The organism is Pseudomonas sp. K5002 (assembly GCF_013386655.1).
Classification (GTDB): domain Bacteria; phylum Pseudomonadota; class Gammaproteobacteria; order Pseudomonadales; family Pseudomonadaceae; genus Aquipseudomonas.
The window spans coordinates 1-6,561 of sequence record NZ_JACARK010000481.1; the positions used below are offsets into that span (position 1 = coordinate 1).

General features: G+C 60.7%; 7 protein-coding genes. 1 reads left to right on the forward strand and 6 read right to left on the reverse strand.

The features are described 5' to 3' along the window. Window positions 1–242: 242 nt before the first annotated feature. Complete coding sequence (locus HX846_RS21095) at window positions 243–764, reverse strand: DUF3617 domain-containing protein (RefSeq protein ID WP_003213494.1); 522 nt, start codon at window positions 762–764, stop codon at window positions 243–245. A 130-nt stretch (window positions 765–894) separates the two neighbouring features. Between HX846_RS21095 and cls the strand changes: the two genes are divergently transcribed. Next, complete coding sequence (cls, locus tag HX846_RS21100) at window positions 895–2,334, forward strand: cardiolipin synthase (protein WP_003213496.1); 1,440 nt, start codon at window positions 895–897, stop codon at window positions 2,332–2,334. A gap of 130 nt (window positions 2,335–2,464) precedes the next feature. Here cls and cfaB read toward each other — a convergent pair whose 3' ends face one another. The 5 genes from cfaB to HX846_RS21125 form a co-directional block, all read right to left on the reverse strand. Further along, on the reverse strand, window positions 2,465–3,649 hold the full coding sequence (cfaB, locus tag HX846_RS21105; RefSeq protein WP_177022405.1) for a C17 cyclopropane fatty acid synthase CfaB: 1,185 nt from the start codon (window positions 3,647–3,649) through the stop codon (window positions 2,465–2,467). 87 nt (window positions 3,650–3,736) lie between these two features. Continuing rightward, the gene (locus HX846_RS21110) at window positions 3,737–4,522 is read right to left on the reverse strand and encodes a DNA-binding domain-containing protein (RefSeq protein ID WP_178966037.1); all 786 of its coding nucleotides are present in this window, start codon (window positions 4,520–4,522) and stop codon (window positions 3,737–3,739) included. Beyond that, entirely contained in the window at window positions 4,513–5,358 is an 846-nt protein-coding gene (locus tag HX846_RS21115) for a DUF692 domain-containing protein (RefSeq protein WP_178966038.1), read from the reverse strand. The genes HX846_RS21110 and HX846_RS21115 overlap by 10 nt, the downstream gene beginning before the upstream one ends. 67 nt (window positions 5,359–5,425) lie before the next feature. Continuing rightward, a complete protein-coding gene (locus HX846_RS21120; protein ID WP_003213503.1) occupies window positions 5,426–5,677 on the reverse strand; it encodes a hypothetical protein in 252 nt (83 codons plus the stop codon). Between the two features lie 107 nt (window positions 5,678–5,784). Then, window positions 5,785–6,561: HAD-IC family P-type ATPase (locus tag HX846_RS21125; protein WP_178966039.1), on the reverse strand; the 777-nt coding region annotated here is incomplete at its 5' end.

Below are 6,561 nucleotides of genomic sequence, written 5' to 3' on the forward strand. Positions count from 1 at the left end.
CGCAGCTTCCGGCACAGCGTCAGCACCACGCTTGTGTCCGGCCACCTGGCCTGGCACGACGGGCGCGTGCACGACAGTTGCCAGGGGTTGCCGCTGCATTTCCAGCGTTGAAGAGACTCTGTACCTGGCAATCCAATCAAATGTGGGAGCGGGNNGCGGTGGGTCAGCCAATACACCTGTGACTGATTCACCGCATTCGCGAGCAAGCCCGCTCCCACATTTTGATCGGGGTATGTCTTAGGTTAAGCGCGGGGTTTGACCGTACCGCAGTTGCTGCCCAACCACTGCGCGTGGGTGTCCAGGCTGCCCTTCTGCTGTACGCCGGTGGCGTTGAAGGTACCGTTAACCGTAGTGGTGAATTCCTGCTGGCTCTGGAACGTCGCCACGCCAGTGCCCTGGGCTTTCGGGCAGCTGAAACGGAATTTCCATTGGTTGCCGGTCTTGTCCGTCACTTCCTGCTTGCAACCCGATTGCGGGTCGGTCAGCGGGATGGAATCGGACGCCACCTGGGCCGGGGTCAGGCACACCTGTACGCCTTTGCCGGCCATGGTGATGCCTTGCTTCTCAAGCATCGCGCGTTGTTCCGGGGTCATCTGTTGCTTGAGCTGACCGAGGATCAGCGACAAGTCCGGCAGGTCCTGGTTATCGACCTTCATGTTGCTGGTGGTCAACTCCCACAAGCCCGGCGCCAACATCTGCGCTTGCGCCGCCACAGGCAGCGTCAAACCAACAACCATGGCCAAACCAAGCAGACGAGCATTCATCGGGTAACTCCTGGGCAATTGTCGGCGTTAGACGCCGCAAAAGCGCCAGTGTTGCACAGCAAATAAAATAGCGACATTCGTGGCCGAACATGGTCTGTTAGGCACTTGTTCGTCAGGAGTACCGTTGTCCATGGATTTCTTTGGCCCGCACCTGCTCGCCTATTTCATTGCCACCCTGCATTTTCTGGGCACCCTCGCCGCCATCCATGCGGTGCTGACCGTCAGGACCGCCCAAGGCTCGATTGCCTGGGCATTGTCGCTGATGTTCATCCCCTACCTGACGCTGATTCCCTACCTGATCTTTGGCCGGAGCACTTTCGACGCCTACATTCAGGCGCGGCGCCAGGCCAACCAGGAAATGCACAAGGCGATCACCGAGCTGAACTGGCGCCCATGGGTTGAAGAGGCATTGGCCGCGCGCAACTCCCAGGCCTACGCTTCGCTACGGGCCATGCCCAAGCTGGGGCGCATGCCGTGCCTGGCGAATAATCAGGTGCGTTTGCTGATCAATGGCGAGGCTACGTTCAGCGCGATTTTCGAGGCGATTCGCTCGGCAAAGACCGCCGTGCTGTTCCAGTTCTTCATCATTCATGACGACGAACTTGGCCGCCAACTGCACACCTTGCTCAAGGAAAAAGCCGCCGAAGGCGTAGCCATTTTCGTGCTGTACGACCGTATCGGCAGCCATGCCCTGCCCCATCGTTATGTGCAGTCGCTACGAGACGCCGGGGTGCAGGTCAAGGCCTTCGCCACGCGCAGCGGCTGGCTCAACCGCTTCCAGGTCAACTTCCGCAACCACCGCAAGATCGTGGTGGTGGATGGCATTACCGGGTTCGTCGGTGGGCATAACGTCGGCGATGAGTACCTGGGCAAGAAACCGCCGCTGGCGCCATGGCGTGACACCCATGTGCAAGTCAGCGGCCCGGTAGTAGCGTGCTTGCAGGAGTCGTTTGCCGAGGACTGGTTCTGGGCCTCGCGTGAGCTGCCGCCGCTGCTGCTGCCGGATACCTACCCGGACGACGGCGTACTCTGCCAATTGCTGGCCAGCGGCCCGGCGGATCCCTACGAAACCTGCTCGCTGTTTTTCGTCGAGGCCATTCATGCGGCGACCGAGCGGGTGTGGATCACCAGCCCGTATTTCATTCCCGATGAGGCGGTGTTTGCGGCTTTGAGGTTGGCGGTATTGCGCGGTGTCGACGTGCGCCTGCTGCTGCCGTCACGGCCGGATCACCGCATCGTCTACGCCGCTTCCAGCCTGTATGCGATCGAAGCCGTGCGCGCCGGGGTGCGGGTATTCCGCTATACGCCAGGGTTCCTGCATCAGAAAGTGGTGTTGGTCGACCGTGAAATCAGCGCCATCGGCAGTGCGAACCTGGATAACCGCTCGTTCCGGCTGAATTTCGAAGTGATGTTGCTGACGGTAGATGACACTTTCGCCAGCCAGGTGGAGCACATGCTGCTGGAAGACTTCGCCCTGGCCCATGAAATCAGCCAGGAAGAAAACCGCCAGACCCACCGCCTGCAACAATTGGGCATGCGGATCGCGCGGCTGATTTCTCCAATTTTGTAAGGCTTGCACCGAACCCAATGTGGGAGCGGGCTTGCTCGCGAAAGCGGAGTGTCAGTCACTGAATGTGTTTCTGATACAACGCCTTCGCGAGCAAGCCCGCTCCCACCTTTTAGATCACCGGTACCATTGCTTACTGGTACAGGTCATCCCGCGTCCACGGCAGCTCATGGCTACCATCGGCATGGGGTTTCACCGCCAGAATCTGATGCAGGTTGATCCAGCCCCGGGCAAACGCATACGCACAGCCGGCCAGGTACAGGCGCCAAATGCGCAAGGCTTGTTCCGGCACCATCTTGCCTGCCGCTTCCAGGTTGTCTTCGAGGCGCTCGCTCCAGTGATCCAGCGTGCGCGCGTAATGCAGGCGCAGGCTTTCGACGTCGACAACTTCCAGGCCCACGTCGCTGATCTCGGCGGTCATCATCGACAGATGCGGCAACTCGCCGTTGGGGAACACATAACGCTCGATAAAATCCCCGGCGCCACGGCCTACGGGCCGGCCATCAATGTGCTTGGCGGTAATCCCGTGGTTCATCACCAGGCCGCCCTCACGCACCGCGCCGTAGAGAATCTTGCAGTACTCAGCCAGGTTCGCGTGGCCAACGTGTTCAAACATCCCCACGCTCACCACCTTGTCGAACCGGCCATCCTGGGGCAAGTCGCGGTAGTCGAGCAGCGTCAGCTCTACCTGGTCTTCCAGGCCTTCGGCCTTCACCCGCTCCCGGGCCAGCGCCAGCTGTTCCTTGCTCAGGGTGATACCAAACACCTTGACCCCGAATTCCCGCGCGGCATACCGCGCCAGCCCACCCCAACCGCAGCCCACGTCGAGCAAATACTCCCCCGGCTGCAGCCGCAATTTGCGGCACAGGTGGCGGAATTTGTCTTGTTGGGCTTGATCAAGGGATTCGCTGCCGGTTTCGAAATACCCGCAGGAATAGGCCATGTCGCGGTCCAGCCACAGCTGGTAGAACTCGTTGGACAGGTCGTAATGGTAGGAAATAGCAGCTGCGTCGGTGGCCTTGTCGTGGATCGAGCGCACCGGACGACTCCCCTCGTCGTCATCAACCAGGGCATGACTCAACTCGTCAACGACCCTGATCACTTCGGAAATGGAGCCTTCCAGCTCCAGTTTGCCCTCGACGAAAGCTTCGCCCAGTGAGTCGAGCGTCGGATGGCTGAGCTTGGAAACCATCATGGGGTCCTTGACCACAATGGTGACGCTGGGATCCGGGCCCAGGTTGAATTCATGGCCGTCCCAGAGTCGAAGACGCAGCGGTAGCTTGAGATTCTGTAAGGCCGGTGGAAGTTGCGCGAGCATGAGTAGTCCCCCCTTGTTTCAGACGTCTGAAATGAGGGTAGACCATCCACGGAAAAATTAGCAGGCTATCGAAACAATAGCGCTTTTCTATGGTGCCCGCCGCTGGAGCAAACCCTCCTGGACCCACTGTTTCAGCCAGGTAACCGCTTGCAATGGCGCGCCCTCCTGGTAAGTGACTGCCAACTCGGCACACAGTTCGGAAAAACTCCAACCGTTGGCGACCATGCCTGTCAGCGCGCAGGCTTGCGCCGGTTCAACGCTGCGGTATTGGCAGACATTCTGATGGCGCCAGACCAGGCACACCTGCGCCAATGGCAGGGCCTCGCTGCCGGGAAAGTCCCACTCGCCCTTGCTCGCACGCCAGATGCCCAGGCTGTTGAAATCACACAGCACCTGCTGCACCGACGGCACCAACTGCACCAGCAGCCCGGGCCAGTCTTCGGGCGGCAGCGTTGCCATGTCTTGCAGGGTCAACGGCTCGCCCTGCGGTGCATCAAAGGCCAGGGTGAATGCCCATTCGAGCCGCGCCAGCTCGGCAGGCGCCAAACCTTGCTCGCCATAATGCTCAACGATAAACCCGGGGAACCGCTCGCCAAACCAGCGCAGGCTGTAATGGGCCGAGGGATAACGGCAGATATAGGCCGAACCCAACGCTGCAAACTCCTCGTCCCCCAGCCAATACCAGACGGCGCTGAAGTCATCGCGCAGCACTTCCTGCAATCGGGCGTGATAGGCGTTGTGGTAAATCGCCAGGCCCGTCTCGACATCCAGGGTCGGGCCGCCGATCAAGGTGGCGCTGAAGCTGTTGCTGGCAGTGGAAGATTCGGCCAGCAAATGCCGCTCAAAGGCCAATTGCCAATCGATCAGGCGCATAACGCTCTCCTGTCCAGCGCGCTCGCGCCCAGTTCGCGGGCCTTGTTCAACTCGTCGAGCAGCTCCTGGAAAGGCGGGAAATGGTCATCGCGTTCGAGCAAGGTCGAGACCGGCCCAAGGTGCTCCAGGGTCTGCTGATACAGCGCCCACACCGGATCGCATACCGGATGGTCATGGGTGTCGATCACGTAGTCGCCGTAATCCATATGCCCGGCCAGGTGCAGTTGGCGGATGCTTTCGGGCGGCAGGTTGCGGATAAATTCCCAGGCGTCGAACCCGTGATTGCGCGAGCTGACGTAGACGTTATTCACGTCCAGCAGCAACTGGCAGCCGGTGAGATGGGTCAGGGCGTTGAGAAATTCCCACTCGGTAAACTCATCCGCCTTGGAGCGCACGTAGCTGGAGACGTTTTCCAGCACGAACGGACGCTGCAACACATCCTGCACCTGCCGTACGCGAGCGGCGACGTGGTACAGGCTTTCTTCGGTGTAGGGCAGCGGCAGCAAGTCATGCAACTGGTGCGCGTTGCCACGGCTCCAGCACAGGTGATCGGAAATCCACGCCGGCCGGATGCGCTCGGAGAGCTGCTTGAGTTGCTTCAGGTAATCGGTATCGAGGGCATGGGGCCCGCCGATAGACAGGGACACGCCATGCATCACCAGGGGATAACGCTCGGCTATCGCATCCAGGTAGTACAAGGCCTTGCCGCCCTGCACCAGATAATTCTCGGAGATCACTTCGAACCAATCCACAGCCGGCGATTGTTCAAGGATCTGCTGGTAGTACTCGCTGCGTAGACCCAGGCCGTAACCCAGACTCGGAAGGGAAGCGGACATAAAAACACTCCTGGGGAAAGTGTCCGCAGCGGAGGGGGGGCCCGCTGCGGTTGCACTCGGTTGTCGGTTATTCGCCGACTTTGCCGCCTTTCTGATCGCACATCGCCTTGCTCATCGACAGGAAGCCCTGGCCTTTGCAAGAACCCATGCCTTTGCAGGCGTGGTCTTTGGTTTTGCAGTCGTTCTGGCCTTTGCAGGCGTTGACGCCATAGCAATGGACCTGGGCGTCTGCTGCCTGTACCTGAGTGGCAACACCGGCAAACATGCCAGCAGCGGCGATAGCGAGGGCGGCACCAGCAGCAGCGGATTTGATGTTCATTGTGTATTCCTCATGATCGGTAGTGGAGCCGGTCTGAACGGATTGTTCAGTCTCGACATAGCACTAGAGTGAGGTCCCCCCATGGCGTTACAGCGCGACTGAAAAATTTATTCCTCGAGTTTCAATAGCGGCTCCTGGAACCGCAACAGACGCCCCGCATTGCCCAGCACCAGCAGCGTACTGAGGTTGTGCAGCACCGCCGCAATCATCGCTCCCGCCGCGCCCAGCCAGCCAAATGCGGCGAACACCACGATCGCCAGCGTCCAGCCCAGCCCGATGATCACGTTGACCTGCAACGTGTGCCGGCACTGGCGACTCAAGCGCACACAGGTGCCCAGGCGCCGCAGGTCGCTGCCGATCAGCACCACGTCCGCCGACGCCAAGGCGATATCCGCCCCGCCCGCGCCCATCGCCACACCGACCACACCCGCCTTGAGCGCCAACGAATCGTTGATCCCGTCGCCCACCACCATCGGCCGGAAACCGCTGCCGATTTCCCCCAGCACGCGGTTGAGTTTGTCCTCCGGCAAAGCCTGGGCTTCGACGTCGCTGATGCCCACTTCCAACGCCAGGCTGTCGGCCACGCTCTGGCGGTCGCCGGTCAGCAGCAGTTGGCGACCCAGGCCCAATTCACGCAGCTCTTTCATCGCCTGGCGCGCTTCAGGTTTCACGCTGTCCGCCAGCAACAGCCAGGCAAGGAACTGCCCGTTCAACGCAAGCCCGGCAATCGGGCCGTCGTGATTGGGGACCGCCGTGGTCGTGATGCCCAGTTGCTCAAACAATTCCGGCCGACCGAGGGCGGCTTCGCCCTGCCCGGTCTGCGCGACCACACCGAGGCCCTGGCGCTCGCGAATATCCGACAACACCAGCATCTGCTCTTGAGT